The organism is Franconibacter daqui (genome assembly GCF_014644275.1).
Classification (GTDB): Bacteria; Pseudomonadota; Gammaproteobacteria; order Enterobacterales; family Enterobacteriaceae; genus Franconibacter; species Franconibacter pulveris.
This window is the reverse complement of the sequence record NZ_BMKJ01000001.1, coordinates 526,220-548,488: the sequence shown is the minus strand read 5'-3', so window position 1 is coordinate 548,488 and position 22,269 is coordinate 526,220. Positions and strand designations below refer to the sequence as shown.

The following is a 22,269-nucleotide window of genomic DNA, read 5'->3' as shown; positions in this document are numbered from 1 at the left end:
GGTCACACGTCAGCGCGCACCTTGCTCCGCGCATAAAAAAACCCTCCGCAGAGGGTTTTATCCATCAAAACAGCCTACCGCCGGTTGCCAAAAATACGCAGCAGCATCAGGAACAGGTTGATGAAATCAAGGTATAGCGTCAGCGCGCCGAGAATGGAGTACTTACGCAAATGCCCGCGATCGTTAACATCGATCTCCGCCCCCAGGTTTTTCAGCTTCTGCGTGTCATACGCCGTCAGCCCCACGAAGACGATAACGCCGATATAGGTTACCGCCCACATCAGCGCCGTGCTCTTCAGCCAGAAATTCACCAGCGAGGCGATAAGAATGCCTATCAGCGCCATAAACAGCATATTGCCGAAGCCGCTCAGGTCGCGTTTGGTGGTGTAGCCATACAGGCTCATCGCGCCAAACATCCCCGCCGTCACGACGAACGTGCTGGCGATGGAGGCATAGGTATAGACCAGAAAGATACTGGCGAGCGTTAAGCCGGTGAGCGCCGAATAGAGCATAAACAGCGCGGTCGCCACCGCCGGGCTGAGCTTATGCACCAGCCCCGACAGCACAAACACCACCGCCAGCTGCGCGATAATAAGCCCGAAGAAAGTGATGCGGCTTGAGAACACATACATCATCACGGCGGGCGTATTAGCGGCATACCAGGCGACGAACGCAGTGAGCAACAGCCCACAGGTCATCCAGCCATACACTTGCGCCATAAAAGTCTGCAACCCCGCGCGGGGCTGAACAATGGTGTCACTTGAACGTGGATATCGGTCCATGACGGCTCCTCTTAACGATAAAAACCGGGCTTGCGCCCCCTGGTAAAAGCCTGGCACATTCTGCGAAACCCGCTTACCAGCGCTTCGCCGCCTGCTGGTCGCTCTCGCGGGCTCCCACCCAGCGGTCGCCTTCCGGCGTCGCTTCCCGCTTCCAGAACGGCGCGCGGGTTTTCAGGTAATCCATAATAAACTGCGCGGCGTCAAACGCCTGGCTGCGGTGGGCGCCGGTTACGCCGACAAACACAATTTCGTCTCCCGGCCACAGTTCGCCAATACGGTGAATCACCGATACGCGCTGCAGCGGCCAGCGCGCGCGGGCATCCGCGACAATCTCCGCCAGCGCCTTTTCCGTCATGCCCGGGTAGTGCTCAAGCGTCAGCGCGCTCACGCTGTCGCCAAGATTATGATTGCGCACCTTGCCGGTGAAGGTGACCACGGCGCCGTCTTCATCGCACTGGGCAAGCCACTGGTACTCTTCGCCTACGTTGAAATTTTCACGCCCGACGCGAATACGGGTTTCCATGGTCAGCCTCCGGTTACCGGTGGGAAAAAGGCCACTTCGTCGCCCGCTTTCAGCGGATGATCGAAGGCCACCAGCGTCTGGTTGACCGCCGCCAGCAGCTTGCCGGGCTCCAGCGCCAGCGCGAAGCGGTCACCGCGCGCGGCGAGGTGCGCGCGCAGCGCCTCAACGTTTACGAAGTCCGCCGTCACCTCCAGCGCGTCGGTCGCGACCAGCTCGCGCACCTGCGCGAAAAACAAGACTTTAATCATTGTCATTCACCTGAAAATCGCCTGACTTGCCGCCGCTTTTCGCCAGCAGCCGCACCGGGCCAATGACCATATCTTTCTGCACGGCTTTGCACATATCGTAAATGGTCAGCGCCGCCACCGACGCCGCCGTCAGCGCCTCCATTTCCACGCCGGTTTTACCGGTCAGGCGGCAAAGCGACGCAATGCGCACGCGGCTCTGTTCCGGCTGCGCTTCTAACTCTACTTCCACTTTGCTAAGCAGCAGCGGATGACAAAGCGGGATCAGCTCCCAGGTGCGTTTGGCGGCCTGAATGCCGGCGATGCGGGCGGTGGCGAACACATCGCCCTTATGGTGGCTGCCGTCGATGATCATCGCCAGCGTTTCCGGGCGCATGGCGACGAAAGCTTCGGCGCGCGCCTCGCGCACCGTCTCCGCCTTGGCGGAAACATCAACCATATGGGCTTCGCCCGCGGCGTTAATGTGGGTCAGTTGCGACATAGCTTACTTCTTGAGATGAGGATGAAAATTACAGGGACGAGTGCGGGCGTCAAGCTGCGGCACGATGATGTTTTCCCAGGCCGTGCGGCACGCTTTCGTGGAGCCGGGCATGGCGAAAATCAGCGTCTGGTTGGCAATGCCCGCCACGGCGCGCGACTGCATCATCGAGGTGCCTATCTCTTCAAAAGAGAGCATGCGGAACAGCTCGCCAAAGCCTGCGATTTCGCGGTCGAATAGCGGCAGCAGCGCCTCAGGCGCGACATCGCCTGCGGTAAAGCCGGTGCCACCGTTAATCAGCACCACCTGCACTTCATCAGAGGCTATCCAGGCGGAAACCTGGGCGCGAATGGCATAGAGATTCTCTTTTACGATGGCTTTTTCCACCACCTGATGCCCCGCCTCAACGGCGGCATCGCGCAGGAAATGGCCGGAGGTGTCTTCGTCTTCGCCGCGACGGCTGGAGACGGTAAGAATAGCGATACGCGCCGGGATAAACGCCGCGCTAACCTGGCTCATGCTCTACTCCTTGTAAAAAGGTTAACCGCCGATATAGGACAGGTTCTGGGTAATGCCGGTGTTGCCGTCATGCAGGAAATGGGTCTGCTTTTTATAGGTCAGCGCCTCTTCGATGCGGGCAATCAGCGCACCCTGCTGGCTGTCATCAGCAAGCAGTTCGCGAAGCGACACGCCGCCATCACCAAAAAGACACAGATGCAGCTTACCTGACGACGACACGCGCAGCCGGTTGCAGCTGGCGCAGAAGTCTTTGTCATACGGCATGATAAGGCCTATCTCCCCTTCGTAATCGGGGTGGCAGAAGACCTGCGCCGGGCCGTCCGCCCGGTTGCGAAGCTGATGGATCCAGCCGCGTTTGAGCAGTTCGTCGCGAATGGTCGCGCCGGAGATATGATGCTCCCGAAACAGCGAACCGCCCTCGCCCGTCTCCATCAGTTCGATAAAGCGTAGCTGAATGCGGCGCGGCTTGATCCAGGCAAGAAAGGTGTCGAGCTGATGGTGGTTAACGTCGCGCATCAGCACCGTATTGACCTTCACCCGCTCAAAGCCCGCCGCAAAGGCGGCGTCTATCCCCGCCATGACCTGGCGGAATTTATCCTGCCCGGTAATCGCGTGAAACTGACGGGCGTCGAGACTGTCGACGCTTACGTTAACGGCGGTTAGCCCGGCGTCGCGCCATGCCTTTACGTCACGCGCGAGGCGGTAGCCGTTTGTGGTGACCGCAATCTGGCGGATGGCGGCGTTTTCACGCACCGCGGCGATGATGTCGGTAAAGTCGCGGCGTAAGGAGGGCTCGCCCCCGGTCAGGCGCACTTTTTCAGTGCCCAGCGCGGCGAAAGCGCGCGTCACGCGGCGAATTTCATCAAGCGAGAGGAAACTTTTGTTGGTCGCGCCTGCGGGCTTGTAGCCATCCGGCAGGCAGTAGGTGCAACGAAAATTGCAGACGTCGGTAATCGACAGGCGTAAGTAATAAAACTTACGCGCAAAAGCATCGGTAAGTTGAGAAACCATGTACACCTTTCCAAATACGGGAGATGCAGTCATTTCTTTCTGCACCCTGGTGGCGTCGCCACGGCCAGAGCGCCATATCGCAAGGACTTAGGCGCAAAGGCTTAGAGTGTTGTTTCAATTTGCTGAAACGTGGTAATGGCGATAGTAGCGCGTGAAACCCAGTTTCGCCAACGCCGATTTTCGCTATATAAACGCATACATAGCGCTTTATTCGCCACATTTGGCATCAGGATACGTAAAAGTCATCTTTTTGCCTTGATACACGTCATTTTAAGGCGGATGGCGGATCGTTTTTCGCCGCACTTTACGTTAACGTAGGCCGTTTTTTGGGTTCATAAGGATTAGGTATGCGCAATCGCACTTTTGCGGACCTTGACCGGGTGGTGGCGCTGGGCGGCGGGCACGGCCTTGGCCGGGTAATGTCGTCGCTCTCTTCGCTGGGTTCACGACTTACCGGTATCGTTACCACCACCGACAACGGCGGCTCCACCGGACGTATTCGCCGTTCCGAAGGCGGCATTGCCTGGGGAGACATGCGTAATTGCCTTAATCAACTCATTACCGAACCGAGCGTCGCATCGGCGATGTTTGAGTACCGTTTTGGCGGCAACGGCGAACTTTCAGGCCATAACCTCGGAAACCTGATGTTAAAGGCGCTGGACCACCTGAGCGTGCGGCCTCTGGAGGCGATTAATTTAATTCGCAACCTGCTGAAAGTGGACGCCTTCTTGATTCCGATGTCGGAGCAACCGGTAGATTTGATGGCTATCGACGTGGACGGCAATGCGGTCTACGGCGAGGTCAGCATCGACCTGCTAACCCAGCCGCCTAAGGAGTTGATGCTTTATCCTAAAGTACAGGCGACGCGGGAAGCGATTCAGGCCATCGGCGAAGCGGATTTACTTATCATCGGGCCGGGAAGTTTTTATACCAGCCTCATTCCGCTGCTGCTGGTTGAGGACCTGGCGCAGGCGCTGCGCCGCACGCCCGCACCGATGGTTTATGTCGGCAACCTGGGGCGCGAACAGAGCGCGGCGGCGGATAATTTACCGCTGGAAGAGAAGCTCGCCGTCATGGAGCAGTATGTCGGCAAACCGGTTGTGGATGCGGTGGTGGTAGGTCCGCAAATTGACGTGAGCGGCGTTAAGAACCGCATTATTGTCCAGCAACCGCTTGAGGCGACCGACATCCCGCATCGCCACGACCGCCATCTGCTGCGCATTGCGCTGGAAAAAGCGATTCAGGAGTTGGGATAAGGTTTAGCGTGGTTAGCCGTAACGGAAAAGGCGGGTGAGCTCATGGCCACCCGCCTTTTTTGTAAGCCGCCGCTCAACGCCACAAAAGACGCCTTTGCCTTCTTCAGAAAGGCAATCAGGACGCGGCGATAAACAGCTCGCGCAGCTGATGCAGTTGGTCGCGGATCTGCGCGGCTTCTTCAAACTCCAGGTTTTGCGCATGTTGCAGCATCTGCGCCTCCAGCTGGTGAATTTTTTGCTGCAGCGCTTTTGGCGTCAGCGCCAGCTCCGCCGCTTCCACATCGGCTACGCTGCGGCCTTTGCCACGGCCCTTCGGCTTAGTTTTGGCGATGCTTTCGCCAAGCGCCAGAATATCCACCACCTTCTTGTTCAGGCCCTGCGGCACAATGCCGTGCTCTTCGTTATAACGCTGCTGCTTCTCGCGACGCCGCTCCGTTTCGCCAATCGCTTTCGCCATCGACGGCGTAATTTTATCGCCGTACAGAATCGCCTTGCCGTTAACGTTACGCGCCGCGCGGCCGATAGTCTGAATCAGCGAACGTTCGGAGCGCAGGAAGCCCTCTTTGTCCGCATCCAGAATCGCCACCAGCGATACTTCCGGCATATCCAGCCCCTCACGCAGCAGGTTGATGCCCACCAGCACGTCAAATTCCCCCAGACGCAGGTCGCGGATGATCTCCATGCGCTCCACCGTGTCGATGTCGGAGTGCAGATAGCGCACCTTCTCGCCATGCTCTTCCAGGTATTCGGTAAGATCTTCCGCCATGCGCTTGGTTAATGTTGTCACCAGCACGCGCTCGTTGATGGCCACCCGCTTGCGGATTTCCGACAGCAGGTCGTCCACCTGGGTCGCCACCGGACGCACTTCGATAATCGGATCAAGCAGCCCTGTCGGGCGCACCACCTGGTCGACGATTTCGCCGCCCGATTTTTCCAGTTCATAGTTGCCAGGCGTCGCCGATACGTAGATCGACTGCGGCGCCAGCGCTTCAAACTCTTCAAATTTCAGCGGACGGTTATCCAGCGCGGAAGGCAGACGGAAGCCATACTCCACCAGCGTCTCTTTACGCGCCCGGTCGCCGCGATACATGCCGCCAATCTGCGGAATAGTAACGTGCGATTCGTCAATCACCAGCAGGCCGTCGGCCGGCAGGTAATCAAACAGGGTCGGCGGCGCCTCGCCCGGTCCGCGCCCCGAGAGATAGCGCGAGTAGTTTTCGATGCCGGAGCAATAGCCCAGCTCGTTCATCATTTCGAGGTCAAACTGGGTGCGCTGGGTCAGGCGCTGTTCTTCCAGCAGCTTGTTATTGGCGAGCAGCACCTTGCGGCGGTCCGCCAGCTCGACTTTTATCTCTTCCATCGCCTGCACAATGCGCTCGCGCGGCGTAACGTAGTGCGTTTTCGGATAGACGGTGAAACGCTGGATAACCGACTCTACCGTGCCGGTAAGCGGGTCAAACAGCGACAGGCGCTCCACTTCTTCGTCAAAGAGTTCTACGCGCAGCGCCAGGTCATCGGATTCCGCCGGGAAAATATCTATTACTTCACCGCGTACGCGGAAGGTGCCGCGCTGGAACGCCTGGTCGTTGCGGGTGTATTGCAGCTCCGCCAGACGGCGCAGGATATCGCGCTGGTTGATTATCATGCCCTTCGTGAGGTGCAGCATCATCTTCAGATACAAATCGGGGTCGCCCAGACCATAAATGGCGGAGACCGACGCCACGACCACCACGTCGCGGCGCTCCAGCAGCGCTTTGGTCGCGGAAAGGCGCATCTGTTCGATGTGTTCGTTCACCGACGCATCTTTTTCAATAAAGGTGTCGGAGCTCGGCACGTAGGCTTCAGGCTGATAGTAGTCGTAGTACGAGACGAAATATTCCACGGCGTTATCCGGGAAGAACTCTTTCATTTCGCCATACAGCTGCGCCGCCAGCGTTTTATTCGGCGCCAGCACCATCGTCGGACGCTGCAGGTCGGCAATCACGTTGGCCACGGTAAAGGTTTTCCCCGAACCGGTTACGCCAAGCAGCGTCTGGTGAGCCAGACCATCTTCCAGCCCCTCTTTCAGACGACGAATCGCCTCCGGCTGGTCGCCAGAGGGTTTAAAAGCGGAATTGAGTTTGAAAGGTTTACTCATGAAATGACTACCTGATGCAGATTTGGGCGGGCCGGAGGTGTAATTTTACTCGCAGGCGAAATTTTTGCCAGCACTAAATACTGTATGAAAAACCAGTGTCAGGTAAGCAATATTTTGTTACGCACCGTTTCCGCCGTCTGGTCTGCTTTATTTCCCCTGCCAGCTGAAGAAAAAACCAGCGGAACGCGGTTATCCCCAAAAGTTTTGCCCTTTTAACATTTGTCAAGCGAGGCTGTGATAGTTTTATTGCAGCAGGTGACACTTTTCTGACGGCCATTGATTTTATTTAAACTGCTGTAAATTAAGCGATATTTTTTTGAGACGGCTTTCGCGTCAATCCGGCGGGAACCCGCATCCGCTCTCGCTTGCCGAGTGTTTTCTAACTCTAATGCACAAGGTTATCCACAGGAATAGTGGATAACTACCCTCAAGCCATTGTCTGCGCCGCTCCGCGAAAACCCTGCATTTTGTGTAACGAGGCGGAAAAAATTTTTTCTTGTCGGCTTTAGACGTCTTTTGGCACTTTTTGTTCAGCGTCCAGACGTGATTATGGTCACATAACGCCCGGCAATAGATTAAAAATTAAACGCAGCGCTGCACCAGGGCGGCGAGTTTCCTCCCTTCTCAGGCACCCTTAAAGTGCACCCTTCAGATAAAGTGCTAGCCTAGGATCGCTCACCCACCCTTTTTTATCAGCTTAATCTCAAAGAACACGATATTTCGCCCCGGATTCCGGCGCTGGCAAGAGAATTGCAACGTAACCGTACCGGAACTCGACCCTTTCTCCCTGTTTGGGAGAAGCGACGCAGGATGCTGGTGATCTGGTGAATAAAACGCTCGTAACGCTGCGCAGTCAGCGAAGTGATTATCTCTTCACCCTCTCAGAAAGGAGTTTGCTATGTTGAGTTTACGTGCTGTGAATCAGTACTACGGCACGCAGCACACGCTGTGGAATGTCGATTTAGATTTGCTGCCGGGCGAATGCACCTGCGTGATGGGCGCGCCGGGTATGGGTAAGACGACGCTTGTGAATTGTATTGCAGGCTACCTGCCCGTGCAGAGCGGCAGCATTACGTGGCGCGAGGCGGGTAAGCCGCCGGAAGAGCTGTTAACGATGCCGCCAGAACACCGCGCCGCGCTCGGCATCAGCTTCCTGCCGCAGGACAGGCGCATTTTCTCGCAGCTTACCGTTGAGGAAAACCTGCGCATCGCCATGCTGGCGGCGGCGGATAAGCCAGGCCCGCTGCCGGAGATGATTTTCGATCTTTTCCCCGATCTTTACGCGCTGCGTCATGCGCGCGGCGGCGAGCTGTCGGGCGATAACCAGCAGCAGCTGGCGCTCGCCCGGGCGCTGGTAAACCAGCCCAGGCTGCTTATTCTGGACGAGCCGACGCGCGGCGCCGGTCAGAATGTGATTCAAAAGCTAAGCCTGCTGATAGTGCGCTTAAACCGCGATTTCGGCCTGACCGTGCTGCTGGTGGAACAGCAGCTGTCGTTCATTCGACGGGTAGCAGACCGCTTCTGCCTGCTGCATCGCGGCCGCGCCGTCGCCCGGGGGAGCGTGGCGCAGCTTGATAACGAAAAGCTGGCGCACTGGATAACGCCGTAAAGCCTGGCGCCGCTTTAGCGCCGCTTTAGCGCCGCTTCAGCGCCTCCAGCGAAAGATAACGGCCGAGCGGCTGATGCTCGGCCCGCTCCCCAAGCCACGGGATCTCCCCAAGACACGGCGCAGGCAGCAGTCTTTTAAGCGTCGCCATATACTCCTGATGCCGTTTGCCAGGCGGCTGCACGTCGTTGGCAATCCAGCCCGCGAGCGGCAGCCCGGCCGCCGCGACCGCCTGGGCGGTAAGCAGCGCATGGTTGATGCAGCCAAGCTTCACGCCTACGACCAGAATCACGGGCAATTGCTCCTTCACGACCCAGTCGGCGAAAGTGGTGGTTTGCGAAAGCGGCGTAAACCAGCCGCCGGCACCTTCCACCTGCACCCAGTTGGCGAGCGGCTCCAGCGCGGCAAGCCCGGCGGAGAGCGTAGCGAAATCAATCGGTCTGCCCTCTTCCTGGCTTACGATATGCGGCGATGTGGGTTCCAGAAAGGTGAGCGGATTAACCTGTTCATAGCGCAACGCCACGCTGCTGTGGCGCTGCAGGGCCAGCGCGTCGCTGTTGCGAACCCCCTCTTGCGTCATCTCGCTGCCGGACGCCACCGGCTTGTAGCCTGCGGTGCGGTAGCCCACAAGCGCCGCCGCCTGCAACAGCGCGCAGCTCGCCACGGTTTTGCCCACTTCGGTATCGGTACCGGTAATAAACCAGCGTTCAGTCACGTTCAATCACTCCAAAAATCAGATGGTACGAGAGCGGGAAACCGCCCGCTCGCTGCGGCCAGGCGAGCGTCAGCCGCTGCAGCTCCCGGCGCGTCAGGGTGCGGTTTTGCCGCCCGTCATGCAGATGCGTCGCGCCAATGCCTTTGAGCGACCGCATGGCGCTTAAGGCGTCCGGAAAAGTCAGGGTAATGCGCTCCTGAAAGAGCGCCACGCGGCTTTCCGGGCAGGCGCGGGCTATCGCGTCGGCGGATAAAAAGCGGTTGGCGTGCGGGTTTTCATCCACCGCCCGCCACGCCTGATGCAACTCCGGCAGCGATCCTTCCACCAGCGTGCTGAAGGCGATGCGCCCGCCGGAGCGGGTTACGCGATAAAGTTCGCCCAGCCCCCGTGAGAGGTTTTCACACCACTGCACCACCAGGTTGCTCCAGACCAGGTCAAAGCTTTCACTGGCGAAGGGCAGCGCTTCGATATCGCCCTGCGCATAGCGGTGCGCCGTCTGCTGGCGACGCGCCTGCGTCAGCATCTGCGCGCTGAGATCAACTGCCGTCACCTCGCTTCCCAGCTCACGCCAGCGGCGGCTGAACGCGCCGGTGCCGCAGCCTGCGTCAAGCACCTGGACGAAGGCCGCGCCCTGCAGGCAGGCCAGCAACCGTTCGCCGCTCAGCCGCTGTAGTTCTGCAAAGCGGTCATAGCTTTGCGCCGCGCGGCCAAAGGCGGCCGCCACGGCGCGTTTATTCACGGCAGGCGTCATAGAGGGCCTCCAGCAAGGCGTCGATATCGTCGTTTTCATGGGCGGCGGTGAGCGTGATGCGAAGCCTGGCGGTTCCCGCCGGCACCGTAGGCGGACGAATCGCGCTGACCCAGCAGCCGCGTTCCCGTAGCCGCTGCGCCAGCGCCTGGGTGCGAAGGTTATCGCCCACAATCAGCGGCTGGATGGCGGTGGCGGATTCTGCAAGCGTAAGCGGCAGCGCCGCAGCGCCCGTGCGAAAGCGCGTAATGTGATGAGCAAGCCGGCTACGCAGCGCGTCGCCTTGCTGAATCACGCGCAGCGAAGCATGCAACGCAGCGGCCTGAGCGGGCGGCATGCTGGTGCTGTAGATAAGATGGCGGGCAAACTGCGTCAGGTAATCGGCGAGCGAGTGGCTGCACAACACGGCTGCGCCGCTCACGCCAAAAGCCTTGCCGAAAGTGACGATCAGCAGTTCGGGGTGAACCTGGCTTGCAAAGCAACTGCCGCGCCCGCCTTCGCCCAGCACGCCGATGCCGTGCGCATCGTCCACCATCAGCCAGGCCTTCGCCTCACGGGACGCCTGAGCAAGTTGCGCCAGCGGCGCGCTGTCGCCATCCATGCTAAAAACCCCTTCCGTCACCACCAGCGTTTGCCCGTCGCACGGTTTCGCCAGCAGATTTCGCAGCGCCCCCGCGTCGTTGTGCGCGAAACGCCGCAGCCGCGCCGGGCTGAGGCTTGCCGCCTCCAGCAGCGAGGCGTGACTTAAGCGGTCCGCCAGCAGGCGGTCCTCTTTTTGCATCAGCGCGCTGATAACCGCCTGATTAGCCGCGAAGCCGGAGATGAACAGCAGCGCCCGGTCGAAACCGAGCCACTGCGCCAGCGCCGCTTCCAGCCCGGCGTGCTCGCGATGATAGCCGGTCACATGTCCGGAACCGCCGCTCCCCACGCCATAGCGCTCCGCCCCTTGCCGCCAGGCGCGGGTTACGTCCGGGTGCTGGCTCAGGCCGAGGTAGTCATTGCTGGAAAAATTGCGCCAGCGCTGTTCGCCGCGCACCAGCCAGCGCCCGTTCCCCTGCTCGTTCGGTTCACGGGTGCGAAAGGCGTGGTTTTCACGCCGCTCGTTTAAGGCGGCGTCGATTCGCGCCTGCCAGCTCATACTGCCGCCGCGTTGTAGTACTGTTGGTTGTCCGCGTCGCGCAGGGCGTGCTCCAGGCGCTCCTGCTGCTCGTTGTCGCCGGCCAGCACCGCGGTCTGTTGCGGGTTAAGCCCAAGCTTGCGGAAAAGCTGTAAGTCTTTGTCCTCTTCCGGGTTCGGGGTGGTGAGCAGCTTACAGCCATAAAAAATGGAGTTGGCGCCTGCCATAAAGCACATCGCCTGCGTCTGCTCGCTCATCTGCTCGCGGCCTGCCGAAAGGCGCACGTAAGAAGTTGGCATCATGATGCGCGCCACGGCGATGGTGCGAATGAAATCGAACGCGTCAACATCCTCGTTGTCGGCAAGCGGCGTGCCTTTCACCTTCACCAGCATATTGATTGGCACGCTTTCCGGCGGCGTAGGGAGATTCGCGAGCTGCAGCAGCAGCCCCGCGCGGTCGGTGACGGTTTCGCCAAGGCCCACGATGCCGCCGGAGCAGACTTTAATGCCGGCGTCGCGCACTTTGCCGATAGTGTCGAGACGCTCCTGATAGGTGCGGGTGGTGATAATGTTGCCGTAAAACTCCGGCGAGGTGTCGAGGTTGTGGTTGTAGTAATCCAGCCCCGCCTGGCCCAGACGCTGCGCCTGCGATTCGCTCAGCGTGCCAAGCGTCATGCAGGTTTCAAGCCCCATCGCTTTAACGCCCTGCACCATTTGCTCCAGGTAAGGCATATCGCGGTCGTTGGGGTTTTTCCACGCCGCGCCCATGCAAAAGCGCGTGGAGCCTGCGGCTTTCGCTTTGCGGGCGGAGTCCAGCACCTGCTCGACTTCCATCAGCCGCTCCGCTTCCAGGCCGGTTTTGTAACGCGCGCTTTGCGGGCAGTATTTGCAATCTTCCGGGCAGGCGCCGGTTTTGATGGAAAGCAGCGTGCTGACCTGCACCTGCTGCGGGTCGAAATGCTGGCGGTGAACCTGCTGCGCGTCGAAGAGCAGCTCCAGCAGCGGTTTTTCAAAAAGGGCGTTAACTTGCGACAAAGTCCAGCGTGCGTGGTGAGCCATCGGGGCGTCTCCAAAGTTTTTTTTCGTTGGGGTTATAGATATACTTGTAAACCTAAATCTTTTTAATTTGGTTTACAATAGCACTTATGACCCCTGACGATCTCGCCTTCGACCAGCGACATATCTGGCACCCCTACACCTCCATGAGCGCCCCGCTGCCCGTCTATCCGGTCACGTCTGCCGAAGGCTGCGAGCTGCGTCTCGCCAGCGGCGAAAGGCTGGTGGACGGCATGTCTTCCTGGTGGGCGGCCATTCATGGCTATAACCATCCGCGCCTTAACGCGGCGCTTAAACGTCAGATTGACGCCGTTTCACACGTGATGTTCGGCGGCATTACTCACCCCGCCGCCATAGCGCTCTGCCGTAAACTGGTGGCAATGACCCCGCAGGCGCTGGAGTGCGTGTTTCTGGCGGATTCCGGCTCGGTGGCGGTGGAAGTGGCGATGAAAATGGCGCTGCAATACTGGCAGGCGAAAGGCGAGCCGCGTCAGCGCTTTCTCACCTTTCGCAACGGCTACCACGGCGATACGTTCGGCGCGATGTCGGTCTGCGACCCGGACAACTCTATGCACAGCCTGTGGAAGGGATATCTGCCGGAAAACCTCTTCGCGCCCGCGCCGCAAAGCCGCTTCGACGGCGAATGGGATGAGCACGACCTGGCGCCTTTCGCCCGCCTGCTGGCGGCGCATCGTCACGAGATTGCGGCCGTGATTCTGGAGCCCATCGTGCAGGGCGCAGGCGGCATGCGCATTTATCACCCGGAATGGCTTAAGCGCATCCGCAAGATGTGCGACCGCGAGGGCATTCTGCTGATCGCCGATGAGATAGCCACCGGCTTTGGCCGCACCGGCAAGCTCTTCGCCTGCGAGCATGCGGGCATGACTCCGGATATTCTCTGCCTTGGCAAAGCGCTGACCGGCGGCGCCATGACCCTTTCAGCGACGCTTACCACTCGCCATGTCGCCGAGACCATCAGCAATGGCGAAGCAGGCTGCTTTATGCACGGCCCGACGTTCATGGGCAACCCGCTCGCCTGCGCCGTGGCCGCAGAGAGCCTGGCACTGCTCGAAGAAGGGAACTGGCGCACGCAGGTCGCCGCCATTGAGCGACAGCTGCGCGAAGAATTAACCCCGTGCCGCGACGAGCCGGGGGTGGCGGACGTTCGCGTGCTGGGCGCTATCGGCGTGGTGGAAACCCGCCAGCCGGTAGAAATGGCGGCGCTGCAGCGCTTTTTCGTTGAGCAAGGGGTCTGGATACGTCCCTTCGGCCGCCTGATTTACCTGATGCCGCCTTATATCATCACGCCGGAACAGCTCACGAAGCTCACCCGGGCGGTGCGCGAAGCGGTAAAAAACCCGGCGTTTTTCAGAGCGTGATCCCGCCGCCGCGCCCGGCGGCCGGGAGCGTGATGCACTACACTTCAGGGATTTGAAGCAGAAAACCAGGAGGAGACGATGAAGATTCTGATGGTGCTGACCTCTCACGACAGGCTTGGCGATACCGGCAAAAAAACGGGCTTCTGGCTCGAGGAGTTTGCCGCGCCCTGGTACGTTTTTCATGATGCGGGCGTGGAGGTGACCGTCGCCTCGCCGAAAGGCGGCCAGCCGCCGCTTGACCCGAAAAGCGACGAACCGGATGCCCAGACCGAAGCCACCGATCGCTTCCGTAAGGATAAAACCGCAAAGGATGCCCTCGCTAACACGCTGAAACTCGAGGATATTAACGCCGACGATTATGACGCGATTTTCTTCCCCGGCGGTCACGGCCCGCTCTGGGATCTGGCAGACCATCCTGTATCCATCGCGCTGATTGAGCATTACTGGGCCAGCGGCAAGCCGGTGGCGGCAGTCTGCCATGCGCCCGGCGTGCTGCGTTACGCCAAAAAACCGGACGGCTCGCCGCTGGTTGAAGGCAAGCGCGTAACCGGTTTTACCAACAGCGAAGAAGAGGCGGTGGGCTTAACTAACGTGGTGCCGTTCCTGGTGGAAGATGCGCTGAAAGAAAAAGGCGGGCAGTTTGAACGCACCGGAGACTGGGGCGAGTATGCGGTAACCGACGGCCATCTCGTTACCGGACAGAATCCAGCCTCGTCCGCGGCGACTGCCCAGGAGTTACTCAAGCTGTTGGATCTCTGAACAGGAGCAACAATGAAGTTAATCAGCCACGATATCAAAGAGGGCGAAAAGCTGCCGGCCCGCCATGTCTTTAACGGCATGGGTTATGAAGGCGACAATATCTCCCCGCACTTGGCGTGGGACGAGGTGCCGCCAGGCACCAAAAGCTTTGTCGTCACCTGCTACGACCCGGACGCCCCTACCGGCTCCGGCTGGTGGCACTGGGTGGTGGCGAATCTGCCCGCCGATACCCGCGTGCTGCCGCAGGGCTCCGGCTCCGGCCAGGCGGAGCTGCCGGACGGCGCCATTCAGACGCTGACCGATTTTGGCAATACGGGCTATGGCGGCGCGGCGCCGCCGAAAGGCGAATCGCACCGCTATATCTTCACCGTTCACGCGCTTGACGTAGAACGCATCGAGGTGGATGAAAACGCCAGCGGCGCGATGGTCGGTTTTAATGTGCATTTCCACCGACTTGCCAGCGCCTCCCTTACCGCCCTCTATATCTGATCCGATTTAAAGCCGATTATCACAATCGGCTTTTCGTTTCGCTCAACTTAGTATAAAAATGCAGGCTTTCGTGGATATCCTCTTTTTACATTGCTAAGCAAGGAGCAACCCTTGAACACATTTTCGGTTTCCCGTCTGGCGCTGGCGCTCGCTTTTGGCGTGACACTGAGTGCATGCAGCTCAACGCCGCCGGACCAGCGTCCCTCTGAGCAGGCCGCCCCTGGCACCGCGTCCCGTCCTGTGCTTTCGGCTGACGAAGCGAAAAACTTCACCCCGGCGCGCTATTTCGCCGCGCTCGATCCGAATGCGGCCGCGTGGTCCCCTTCCGCTATTCGTCTGCCGCAGCAGCCCGATTTCGTGGTCGGCCCGGCGGGTACCCAGGGCGTGACCCACACCAGCATCCAGGCGGCGGTTGACGCGGCGATTGTTCGCCACTCCACCAGCCGTCAGTATATCGCCGTCATGCCGGGAACCTATGAAGGCACCGTTTATGTGCCGGCCGCTTCCGGCAGCGTGACGATTTACGGCACCGGCGAGAAACCGATCGATGTGAAAATTGGCCTGGCGCTGGATTCTGAAATGGACGCCAATACCTGGCGCCACACCGTTAACCCGTCGGGCAAATACATGCCGGGCAAACCGGCCTGGTATATGTTTGATAACTGCCAGAACCGCCGCTCCGGCGTTGTCGGCGTGATGTGCTCCGCCGTGGTCTGGTCGCAGAACAATGGCCTGCAGTTGCAGAACCTGACCATTGAGAACAACCTTGGCGACAGCGTGGATGCGGGCAACCATCAGGCGGTGGCGCTGCGCAGCGACGGCGATCGCGTGCAGATTGACAAGGTGAACATTCTGGGCCGCCAGAACACCTTCCTCGTGACTAACAGCGACGTGCAGAACCGCTTCCTGACTAACCGCCTGACCCGCACTCAGGTTACCAACAGCTATATCGAAGGCGATGTGGATGTGGTGGCTGGCCGCGGCGCGGTAGTGTTTGATAATACCGAGTTCCGTCTGGTGAATTCCCGCAATCCGCAGGAAGGCTATGTGTTCGCGCCAGCGACGCAGCCGAACCTGTTCTACGGCTTCCTCGCGGTAAACAGCCGCTTCAGCGCTTCCGGCAACGGCGTAGCGCAGCTTGGCCGCGCATGGGATCTTGAAGCGGGCGAAGGCGGTTACACGCCGGGCCAGACCGCTAACGGCCAGGTCGTTATTCGCGACAGCGTCATCAACGAAGGCTTTAATGTGGCGAAACCGTGGGGCGACGCGCTCGGCTCTAAGCGTCCGTTCACCGGCAACACCGGCACGGCGGACGATAAAGGCAACGTGCAGCGCGACCTTAACGACGCCAACGCCAACCGCATGTGGGAGTTTAACAACCGCGGCGTAGGCAGCCAGGTGGTGGCTGAGCCTAAAAAGTAATCGGCCTGAAAGCCGGTAAAGAAAGGGGGAGTTATCCCCCTTTTTGCTGCGACCTGTTGCGTTATCACAGGGCCTGCATTAGCCGTTGCGGGCAGCGGAGTGTTTATGTCACGCCGCCTGCACGCGACGCCCTTAACACGCGCACTTCCGACGGCGCGCCCCGGCTCGCTGTCGCCAATGACAATGCTAAGCATTCAGGCATGTCAGGCGGTACACCCTCCGCCCAATAAAAAACCTCGCCGCGGCGAGGTTTTTTTATTACGCCTCCTGGACGTTAATCGTCACCCACATTGGCCCCTGGCCTACGGCGTAACGCGCTTTTTCCTGCAACAGCCCCTGCGGCTCTTCAATGGCGTAAAGCGCGATATGGTGCGATTTCTGTCCGGCGGCAATCAGGTATTTACCGCTGTGGTCGATGTTGAAGCCGCGCGGCTGGGTTTCGGTCGGCTGATGCCCTTCCACCGCCAGCACGCTGCCATCCTCCGACACGCTGAAAATGGTCAATACGCTTGCGGTGCGATCGCAGGCGTACAGATGGCGTCCGTCCGGCGTAAGGTGAATATCCGCCGCCCAGCGGGTATCGGCGAAACCGGCAGGCATCATATCCAGCGTCTGCACGCACTCAATGTTGCCGTGCGGGTCGTTCAGCGCCCAGACGTCCACAGAGCTGTTCAGCTCGTTAACGCAGTAGGCAAATTTACGGTTCGGATGGAACACCATGTGGCGCGGGCCAGCCCCTTCCACGGTGGTGACTTCCGCCGGGGTTTGCGCGACCAGCTTGCCATCGTCGCTGAGCGTAAACAGGCAGATGCGATCCTGCTTAAGCGCTGGCACCCACAGCGTGCGGTTATCCGGAGAGATATTGGCGGAGTGGCAGCCCTCCAGCCCGTCGGCCACGTCGGCCACTTCACCTGGCAGGCCGTCGTTTAAGCGGATCACCGCAACGTTGCCTGCGTTATAGGAGGCGCTGAACAGGTAGCGCCCGCTATGATCGGTAGAGATATGGGTCGGGCTGCCCGGCAGCGCCGATTCGCCCGCCTCGCTCAGCGTGCCGTCGTGCGCCGCGATGCGGTAGGCGATAACGCGAAACTCAGGGCGTACGCCGACATACAGAAAACGCTTATCGGGGCTGATTACCATCGGCTGCACCTGGCCTGGGGCGTCCACCACTTGCAACAGCGTAAGATCCCCTTCGGGATTAAGTCGCCAGACGTGGATTTGCTGGCTTTCCGGGCTGGCGGTATAAACGGTCTGTTTCATGAATACTCCTTTCCTCACTGCAACTTGAAGGTCTGCCACAAAGGGTAGCGTGTTTTAGCAAGCGATGCCGAAACGCGCCGCAGGGTTTCGCCCGCTGCGGCTTGCGGTGTACCATCAGGAAAACCTGTATGATTCGACAACCTCTGGAAACGTAAATGACGTACCGTGTAATTGCCCTGGATCTGGACGGCACCCTGCTGACCGCGCAAAAAACGCTGCTGCCGCAGTCGCTCGAGGCGCTCAAGCGCGCACAGGAAGCGGGTTATCAACTGCTTATCGTCACTGGCCGCCATCACATCGCCATTCATCCTTTTTATCAGGCGCTGGCGCTGGATACACCTGCAATTTGTTGTAATGGCGCTTATTTGTATGATTATCCAGCGAAAAAGGTGCTGTCGGCCACGCCGCTGGCGCCGGAAAAAGCGTTGCGTTTAATTGATTTGCTGGATGAGCACCACATTAACGGCCTGATGTACGTGGATGACGCCATGCTCTATGAAAATCCGATGGGCCATGTCATGCGCACCGAAAACTGGGCGAAGAGCCTGCCGGAACACCAGCGCCCGGTCTTTCGCCAGGTGCCCTTGCTGCGCGAGGCGGCAACGCAAGTGGACGCCATCTGGAAGTTTGCGCTGACGGACGGTGATATTCCGCGCCTGCAAACGTTCGCCCTGACGGTGGAGAAAGAGCTGGGCGTGGAGTGCGAATGGTCATGGCACGATCAGGTGGACGTGTCGGCGCGCGGCAACAGCAAAGGAGCGCGCCTTGCAGAATGGGTCGCCTCACAGGGTCTGAGCATGGACCAGGTGGTGGCTTTCGGCGACAACCACAACGACATCAGCATGCTCAAAGCAGCGGGTCTGAGCTTCGCTATGGGCAATGCGGATGATGTGGTGAAGGCGAGCGCCAGCCGCGTTATCGGCCCGAATACCGAGCCGAGCATCGCCCAGGCCATCTATCAGCACCTGCTCTGATCAGGTCGTTATCGACACGCTTTTGATCTGCGCGTAAAGCCACAGGCCCGGCTTGATGGCAAGCTCGTCCCTCGCCCACGGGCTGATGCGCGCCCAGAGCGTGCGCGAGCCGACCTCCAGTTGCACTTCCACCTGGCCGTCGTCGTCATAGCATTGCGCCACTTTCGCCCGCAGCACGTTGCGAATGCTGCTGTGCGGCGAAGGCTGCAGCACCAGCGACACATCGGAAGCCTGAATGCGGATGCGCAGCGCCGTCTGCAGCGGCTTATCGATACGGTTAACCCACAGGTGCTGATCGCCCAGCGCCAGCGCTGTCATAGCGTAGTGCGGATGCTGTTCCAGCACCGTAACTTTCAACACGCTGCTCTGCTGCTCTTTCGGCAGCCACGGGTTCATCACCCGGCTGCCCCAGACCTGTTCCAGATTGCCAAACGCTTTAACCTCGCCGTTATCCAGCACCAGCACTTTGTCCGCCAGATGAAGAATCTCCTCCAGCGAATGGCTGACGTAGAGCATCGGCGTGTTGACTTCGCGAGCGAGGCGTTGCAGGTAAGGCAGCAGTTCGCGCTTGCGCGGGATATCGAGCGAGGCCAGCGGCTCGTCGAGCAGCAGTAATTCCGGCGCGGTCAACAGCGCCCTGCCGATAGCCACCCTCTGCTTTTCGCCGCCCGACAGGCTGGCGGGAAAACGATCCAGCAACGGCTCAATGCCCAGCAGCGCCACCAGCTTGTCATACTGCCCCGCCATGCTTTTCGCCATGCCATATTTCAGGTTGCCGCTGACCCGGTAGTGAGGAAAGAGCCGGGCATCCTGAAAGACGTAACCGATGCGCCGCTTTTCCGGCGGCAGGAAAATGTTTTGCGTCGCGTCGCTCAGCACGCGGTCATTAAGCGTGATACGCCCCTGCTCCGGCCGCGTCAGGCCGCTGATGGCGTTGATGAGCGACGTCTTGCCTGCGCCCGAGACGCCAAATATCGCCGTAATGCCGCTGCCCGGGAGCGTTTCGTTGAGGGTTAAGCGGTGGTCGCCAAGCGTCTGGGTAAAGTTAAGCTCCAGCATTTAACCCTCCAGTCCGTTGACGGCTGCGGCGCGCCAGCCATTCGGAAACCAGCAGCGAACAGAGCGCCAGCACAATGGAGATAATGCACAGTCGGGCCGCCGCCCCTTCCCCGCCCGGGGTCTGAATAAGCGTATACATCGCCGAAGGCAGCGTGCGGGTTTCGCCGGGAATATTGGAAACAAACGTAATGGTGGCGCCGAATTCACCGAGCGACCGGGCAAAGGCCAGCACCGTGCCGACGATAATCCCCGGCAGCGTCAGCGGCAGCGTAATGGTAAAAAAGACGCGCCAGCGCCCGGCGCCCAGCGTGCGCGCCGCCTGTTCAAGCTTCAGATCAACCCCTTCCAGGGCGAGACGGATAGCGCGCACCATCAGCGGAAAGGACATCACCGCCGCCGCCAGCACCGCGCCGCGCCAGCTAAAGGCCAGGGTGAAGCCAAACCAGTCGTAGAGCCATTCGCCGAAAATACCCCGGCGGCCAAAGGCAATCAGCAGTAAATAACCCACCACCACCGGCGGCAGCACCAGCGGCAGGTGAATCAAACTGTCGACCAGCGACTTGCCGGGAAAAGAGCAGCGCACCAGCAGCCAGGCGAACAGAACCCCAAAGGGCAAACTAAAAAGCACCGCAAGGGAAGAGACTTTCAGGCTCAGCAGCACCGCCTGCCATTCGGGGTCCGTCAACATCATTGGCTGGTTGTAAATCCGTAACGTTTAAAGATGGCAGCGGCCTGCGGCCCCTGCAGGTAATCATAAAAGGCGCTCACTGCGGGGCTGTTGCGCCCCGCCACTATCGCCAGCGGGTATTCCACTTTCTGGTGCGAGGTTTCCGGGAAGACGCCCACCACTTTCACGCCTTTGCTGGCCACGGCGTCGGAGCCGTAAACCACGCCGAGCGGCGCTTCATTACGCTCCACCAGCGCCAGCGCGTTGCGTACGTCTTGCGCCGGAGCGAGTTTCGGCGAGAGGGTCTCCCATGCGCCCAGTTTTTGCAACGCCTCTTTGGCGTAAATGCCTGCCGGTACGTGCGCCGGGTCGCCCACGGCCAGACGCTCGCCTTTCAGCAGGCTCTGCCAGTCGGTTTTCTCGTTAATGGTGATTTCACCCTGCTTGCTCGCTTTGGGCGCCACCACCACCAGGCTGTTGCCGAGCAGCGTTTTACGACTGGCAGTCTCGATAGCTTTTTTCTCCACCGCATAGTCCATCCACTTCTGGTCGGCAGAGATAAAGATATCCGCCGGCGCGCCCGCTTCCAGCTGACGGGCAAGCGTTGAGGAAGAGGCGAAGGAAGAAACCACATCCACCTTTTTCGCTTTATTGTATTGCGCGGCGATCTCCTGCATCGCGTTTGTTAACGAGGCGGCGGCGAAAATCGTAATTTTACCGTTATCCGCCAGCGCCTGCCCGGTGAGGGCGGCCGTCAACGTGACGCCGAGGGTGAGTGTTGCCCGGAAGTTTGCCATGTGCTTCTCCTGCGAGTGTCGTTATATACGCAGTAATATAACGACCACCCATCCTTTTTCATAGCAATTATCGGCGGCGCGGGAGGGAGCTTTATAGTAAAACGCCCGGCTTAGCCGGGCGTTTTGAAATCAGCGGTGCTGTCTTGAACGGTCTTTGTGACCAATAGAGGAGAAGACGTTAAACACTTCACCCAGGCCGTAAATCGCGCCCAGGATAATCGCCATCACGACGGGTACCATGATTATGGCGAAAACCAGACTTTTCAACAACTCGAGCATGGTTGTCTCCTGAATATGAACAAAGGGTTATTCTAGCGGCATTAACGCAAAACGCACTGCTCTTTTGTGCCATTTGCACCCGCTTACGCCTTTCCTTCACAATAGCCTTTTTGCGCAGGACTCCTCTCATGCACGCCGACATTCTTCTTACGCTGAAACTTCAGGACCGCCTGTTTGCCGATCCGCGCCGCATCGCTCTTCTTAAACAGATAGAACAGACCGGCTCCATCAGCCAGGGGGCGAAGCTCGCAGGCATCAGCTATAAGAGCGCCTGGGACGCCATTAACGAGATGAACCAGCTAAGCGAGCAACTGCTGGTGGAGCGCGCCACCGGCGGCAAAGGAGGCGGCGGCGCGGTCGTGACGCATTACGGGCGGCGGCTAATCCAGCTTTACGATCTGCTCGGGCAGATCCAGCAAAAAGCCTTCGACGTGCTGAGTGACGATCGACTGCCGCTCGACAGCCTGCTCGCGGCCATCTCCCGCTTCTCGCTGCAAACCAGCGCCCGCAACCAGTGGTTTGGCACCGTGGTGCAGCGCGAGCGCGAAGCGGTACAGGAGCAGGTCGCGGTTTTGCTGGCGGACGGCGTAACGCGCCTTAAGGCGGCGGTCACGGCGCAGAGCGCCGCCCGGCTGGCGCTGGATGAAGGACGCGAGGTGCTGATTCTGCTAAAGGCGCCCTGGGTACAGCTCACCCGCGATGAAGAGGAAGCGAAGCTTGCGGATAACCAGCTGCGCGGCGAGATTGTTCAGCTTACCCATGACAGCGCGCACAGCGAAGCCGTGATACGTCTGCCGGATGGACAAACGCTGTGCGCTACCCTCCCCTTAACGCAGGCGCAGAGGCTGGCTTTACAGGAAGGCGAAGTGATAACAGCCTTTTTTAACGCCGATAAAGTGATCGTCGCCACGCTCTGTTAAAACGCCGCCTGCGGTTGACAACGACGCCAACAGCACGTATCCCTGTAGTTTTCTGCTGCAATAAATGGGATA

General features: G+C 59.6%; 24 protein-coding genes and 1 riboswitch. Of the genes, 8 read left to right on the top strand and 16 right to left on the bottom strand.

From position 1 onward, the window contains the following. Positions 1–74: 74 nt before the first annotated feature. From IEX01_RS02655 to moaA, 6 genes are all read right to left on the bottom strand, one after another. Positions 75–782, bottom strand: coding sequence for a Bax inhibitor-1/YccA family protein (locus tag IEX01_RS02655; protein WP_024560729.1), 708 nt, complete (start codon positions 780–782; stop codon positions 75–77). Between the two features lie 73 nt (positions 783–855). Then, positions 856–1,305 (bottom strand): molybdopterin synthase catalytic subunit MoaE, encoded by a 450-nt coding sequence (moaE, locus tag IEX01_RS02650; RefSeq protein ID WP_188723221.1) that lies wholly within the window; start codon positions 1,303–1,305, stop codon positions 856–858. 2 nt (positions 1,306–1,307) lie between these two features. Next, on the bottom strand, positions 1,308–1,553 hold the full coding sequence (moaD, locus tag IEX01_RS02645; protein WP_024555960.1) for a molybdopterin synthase sulfur carrier subunit: 246 nt from the start codon (positions 1,551–1,553) through the stop codon (positions 1,308–1,310). Beyond that, entirely contained in the window at positions 1,546–2,031 is a 486-nt protein-coding gene (gene moaC, locus IEX01_RS02640) for a cyclic pyranopterin monophosphate synthase MoaC (RefSeq protein ID WP_024555959.1), read from the bottom strand. Before moaC ends, moaD begins: the two co-directional genes overlap by 8 nt. 3 nt (positions 2,032–2,034) lie before the next feature. Then, on the bottom strand, positions 2,035–2,547 hold the full coding sequence (moaB, locus tag IEX01_RS02635; protein ID WP_024555958.1) for a molybdenum cofactor biosynthesis protein B: 513 nt from the start codon (positions 2,545–2,547) through the stop codon (positions 2,035–2,037). 21 nt (positions 2,548–2,568) lie between these two features. Beyond that, the gene (moaA, locus tag IEX01_RS02630; RefSeq protein ID WP_029696957.1) at positions 2,569–3,558 is read right to left on the bottom strand and encodes a GTP 3',8-cyclase MoaA; all 990 of its coding nucleotides are present in this window, start codon (positions 3,556–3,558) and stop codon (positions 2,569–2,571) included. Then, positions 3,546–3,677: riboswitch (molybdenum cofactor riboswitch) on the bottom strand. (Overlaps the previous gene by 13 nt.) Before the next feature lie 228 nt (positions 3,678–3,905). Here moaA and yvcK point away from each other — a divergent pair. After that, positions 3,906–4,814 (top strand): uridine diphosphate-N-acetylglucosamine-binding protein YvcK, encoded by a 909-nt coding sequence (gene yvcK / locus IEX01_RS02625; protein ID WP_024555956.1) that lies wholly within the window; start codon positions 3,906–3,908, stop codon positions 4,812–4,814. A 115-nt stretch (positions 4,815–4,929) separates the two neighbouring features. Here yvcK and uvrB read toward each other — a convergent pair whose 3' ends face one another. Then, the gene (uvrB, locus tag IEX01_RS02620; RefSeq protein ID WP_024555955.1) at positions 4,930–6,951 is read right to left on the bottom strand and encodes an excinuclease ABC subunit UvrB; all 2,022 of its coding nucleotides are present in this window, start codon (positions 6,949–6,951) and stop codon (positions 4,930–4,932) included. Positions 6,952–7,849: 898 nt separating this feature from the next. Between uvrB and IEX01_RS02615 the strand changes: the two genes are divergently transcribed. Then, the gene (locus IEX01_RS02615) at positions 7,850–8,560 is read left to right on the top strand and encodes an ABC transporter ATP-binding protein (protein ID WP_024560810.1); all 711 of its coding nucleotides are present in this window, start codon (positions 7,850–7,852) and stop codon (positions 8,558–8,560) included. Positions 8,561–8,585: 25 nt separating this feature from the next. Here the strand turns inward: IEX01_RS02615 and bioD are convergent, their stop codons facing one another. The 4 genes from bioD to bioB are packed head-to-tail and all read right to left on the bottom strand — an operon-like array spanning position 8,586 to position 12,195. After that, positions 8,586–9,272 (bottom strand): dethiobiotin synthase, encoded by a 687-nt coding sequence (gene bioD, locus IEX01_RS02610; protein ID WP_188723220.1) that lies wholly within the window; start codon positions 9,270–9,272, stop codon positions 8,586–8,588. After that, positions 9,265–10,023: a malonyl-ACP O-methyltransferase BioC gene (gene bioC / locus IEX01_RS02605; protein WP_188723219.1), complete on the bottom strand. Its 759-nt coding sequence runs from the start codon at positions 10,021–10,023 to the stop codon at positions 9,265–9,267. Before bioC ends, bioD begins: the two co-directional genes overlap by 8 nt. After that, entirely contained in the window at positions 10,004–11,158 is a 1,155-nt protein-coding gene (bioF, locus tag IEX01_RS02600; protein WP_024555951.1) for an 8-amino-7-oxononanoate synthase, read from the bottom strand. The genes bioC and bioF overlap by 20 nt, the downstream gene beginning before the upstream one ends. Beyond that, positions 11,155–12,195 carry a biotin synthase BioB gene (gene bioB / locus IEX01_RS02595; protein WP_188723218.1) on the bottom strand — a complete coding sequence of 347 codons (1,041 nt, stop codon included), beginning with the start codon at positions 12,193–12,195 and terminating at the stop codon, positions 11,155–11,157. Before bioB ends, bioF begins: the two co-directional genes overlap by 4 nt. Positions 12,196–12,281: 86 nt before the next feature. On the opposite strand from bioB, the gene bioA reads away from it, so the two are divergent. The 4 genes from bioA (at position 12,282) to IEX01_RS02575 (ending at position 16,241) form a co-directional block, all read left to right on the top strand. Further along, positions 12,282–13,571 carry an adenosylmethionine--8-amino-7-oxononanoate transaminase gene (gene bioA, locus IEX01_RS02590; protein WP_188723217.1) on the top strand — a complete coding sequence of 430 codons (1,290 nt, stop codon included), beginning with the start codon at positions 12,282–12,284 and terminating at the stop codon, positions 13,569–13,571. A gap of 78 nt (positions 13,572–13,649) precedes the next feature. After that, the gene (locus IEX01_RS02585; RefSeq protein WP_188723216.1) at positions 13,650–14,330 is read left to right on the top strand and encodes a type 1 glutamine amidotransferase domain-containing protein; all 681 of its coding nucleotides are present in this window, start codon (positions 13,650–13,652) and stop codon (positions 14,328–14,330) included. 12 nt (positions 14,331–14,342) lie between these two features. Continuing rightward, complete coding sequence (locus IEX01_RS02580; protein ID WP_024560806.1) at positions 14,343–14,819, top strand: kinase inhibitor; 477 nt, start codon at positions 14,343–14,345, stop codon at positions 14,817–14,819. 111 nt (positions 14,820–14,930) lie between these two features. After that, a complete protein-coding gene (locus IEX01_RS02575) occupies positions 14,931–16,241 on the top strand; it encodes a putative acyl-CoA thioester hydrolase (RefSeq protein WP_048888357.1) in 1,311 nt (436 codons plus the stop codon). 258 nt (positions 16,242–16,499) lie between these two features. On the opposite strand, the gene pgl is transcribed toward IEX01_RS02575, so the two are convergent. After that, positions 16,500–17,501 (bottom strand): 6-phosphogluconolactonase, encoded by a 1,002-nt coding sequence (gene pgl / locus IEX01_RS02570; RefSeq protein ID WP_024555945.1) that lies wholly within the window; start codon positions 17,499–17,501, stop codon positions 16,500–16,502. Positions 17,502–17,656: 155 nt separating this feature from the next. Between pgl and IEX01_RS02565 the strand changes: the two genes are divergently transcribed. Then, positions 17,657–18,475 (top strand): pyridoxal phosphatase, encoded by an 819-nt coding sequence (locus tag IEX01_RS02565; protein ID WP_188723215.1) that lies wholly within the window; start codon positions 17,657–17,659, stop codon positions 18,473–18,475. Here IEX01_RS02565 and modC read toward each other — a convergent pair whose 3' ends face one another. From modC to IEX01_RS02545, 4 genes are all read right to left on the bottom strand, one after another. After that, a complete protein-coding gene (gene modC, locus IEX01_RS02560) occupies positions 18,476–19,534 on the bottom strand; it encodes a molybdenum ABC transporter ATP-binding protein ModC (protein WP_048888356.1) in 1,059 nt (352 codons plus the stop codon). After that, positions 19,521–20,225, bottom strand: coding sequence for a molybdate ABC transporter permease subunit (gene modB, locus IEX01_RS02555; protein ID WP_048888355.1), 705 nt, complete (start codon positions 20,223–20,225; stop codon positions 19,521–19,523). Before modB ends, modC begins: the two co-directional genes overlap by 14 nt. Continuing rightward, positions 20,222–20,998, bottom strand: a complete 777-nt coding sequence (modA, locus tag IEX01_RS02550) for a molybdate ABC transporter substrate-binding protein (RefSeq protein WP_188723214.1) — start codon at positions 20,996–20,998, stop codon at positions 20,222–20,224. Before modA ends, modB begins: the two co-directional genes overlap by 4 nt. Positions 20,999–21,127: 129 nt before the next feature. Then, on the bottom strand, positions 21,128–21,277 hold the full coding sequence (locus IEX01_RS02545) for an AcrZ family multidrug efflux pump-associated protein (RefSeq protein WP_024555940.1): 150 nt from the start codon (positions 21,275–21,277) through the stop codon (positions 21,128–21,130). Positions 21,278–21,405: 128 nt separating this feature from the next. On the opposite strand from IEX01_RS02545, the gene modE reads away from it, so the two are divergent. Then, positions 21,406–22,197, top strand: coding sequence for a molybdenum-dependent transcriptional regulator (gene modE / locus IEX01_RS02540; RefSeq protein WP_188723213.1), 792 nt, complete (start codon positions 21,406–21,408; stop codon positions 22,195–22,197). The last annotated feature ends 72 nt before the right edge of the window (positions 22,198–22,269 follow it).